The sequence below is a fragment of the Lysinibacillus sp. HST-98 genome, from assembly GCF_016757845.1.
Taxonomy (GTDB): domain Bacteria; phylum Bacillota; class Bacilli; order Bacillales_A; family Planococcaceae; genus Lysinibacillus; species Lysinibacillus capsici.
The window spans coordinates 1-1,472 of sequence record NZ_JAENHX010000023.1; the positions used below are offsets into that span (position 1 = coordinate 1).

General features: G+C 38.0%; 1 protein-coding gene and 1 pseudogene. Both read right to left on the bottom strand.

Annotated elements, in window-relative coordinates; all coding sequences use genetic code 11:
- Window positions 1-30 precede the first annotated feature (30 nt).
- A pseudogene (locus JIN86_RS23330) lies at window positions 31-897 on the bottom strand (IS3 family transposase); the annotation flags it as partial.
- The gene (locus JIN86_RS23335; RefSeq protein ID WP_202342976.1) at window positions 858-1,418 is read right to left on the bottom strand and encodes a helix-turn-helix domain-containing protein; all 561 of its coding nucleotides are present in this window, start codon (window positions 1,416-1,418) and stop codon (window positions 858-860) included. The pseudogene JIN86_RS23330 and the gene JIN86_RS23335, both read right to left, overlap by 40 nt.
- Between the last annotated feature and the right edge of the window lie 54 nt (window positions 1,419-1,472).

Here is a 1,472-nt window from a genome sequence, read left to right on the forward strand (position 1 = left end):
GGTAGTGACCCCTTAAAGTTAGAGTTTTAGTTATGCAGCTAATTGGCTGGCATGAGTTCGGTATTTTACCGGGCTCATACCGGCCAGTTTTTGTTTAATTCGTTCATTATTGTAGTAATCGATATACTTCTCTATTTTCTTCTTTAACGCTTCATAGGAGACTAATTCTTCCCCGTAATACATTTCTTGTTTGAGTAAACCAAAGAAGTTCTCCATTGCGGCATTGTCTGCACAGGTTGCTTTACGAGACATGCTTTGGAAAATCCTGTTTCGCTTTAATGTTAGCCCCCATAGATGATGTTGATAGTGCCAGCCCTGATCTGAGTGAATCGTTGTACGGTATTGGGCATGTCCTTGAATAATTGGGAGTACTTGTTTCAATGAGTCTATTACGAAATCAAGTGTAGGGCGTTTAGACATACTAAAGCCCAGTATTTCACCGTTATATAAATCCATCATCGGACTTAAATAGAGTTTTTCGTTGTTTGTACATTTGAATTCTGTTACGTCTGTCACGAGTTTTTGTAAGAAATACTTTGTATGGAAACGGCGGTTTAATCGATTCTTCGCGACTTTTCCTACAGTACCTTTATACGATTTATAGCGTGATTTACGCACGAATTTCACGCATTTTAAATTCAATTCACACATGATTCGTTGTACTTTTTTATGATTGATTGTATGTCCTTGACCCTTTAATTCCGCATGAATCCGACGATATCCATATCGCCCTTCATGTTGCTCAAAAGTCTCTAAAATCAACGTTTTCCACGCTTGATCTGGATCTTCGTTCTTCAGTTGCTTGATGTGATAGTGATACGTTGCTTCTGGAATATCAACTTGTTTAAAGATGTCTTTTAATCGGAATCCTTCTTCTTTGAGTTCAAAGGCGATTGCGGCTTGTGCTTTTCGAGGAAGGCATCCGGGTTCTCTCGAAAAGCCTTCAACTTTTTTAAATACGCAACCTCTAGACGAAGTCGTTCATTTTCCCGTTCTAACTGCTCCTCACGAGACATTGTTTTGTCTACTTTTGTCACGGTAGCTTTTGATTTTTTAGACATAGATGACCTTCCCTTCGCATGTGTCAGGCCTTCTACTCCTTCTTTTAAAAACTTACTGTTCCAAGTTGCGATTAAACTAGGTTGATTCATGTTAAATCGAATGGCTGTATCTTGGTAAGAAGCACCTGTTTGTTTCATAAAGTTTAATACATCTAATTTGAATTGAACAGGATATTCCTCATACTGGTTTTTCCGTTGTAAACCTTCTTCTCCAAAAGCTTTATAAGCCCTAACCCAACGTTTTATTGGGGTTGGAGATGGCATACCATATTTTTTCGCTAATAATAGGTAGCCCAGATTCCCTTTTAAATACTCATTAACGATCTTTAATTTAAAACCTTGGCTATATTTCGCCATACAAAAACACCCCAAAAATTAGATTTATTACTCTAACTTTTGGGGTGCAGCACC

Excerpts from the sequence above, each read along its gene's own strand:
- JIN86_RS23335 (WP_202342976.1), bottom strand. The coding sequence starts at position 1,418 with ATGGCGAAATATAGCCAAGGTTTTAAATTAAAGATCGTTAATGAGTAT.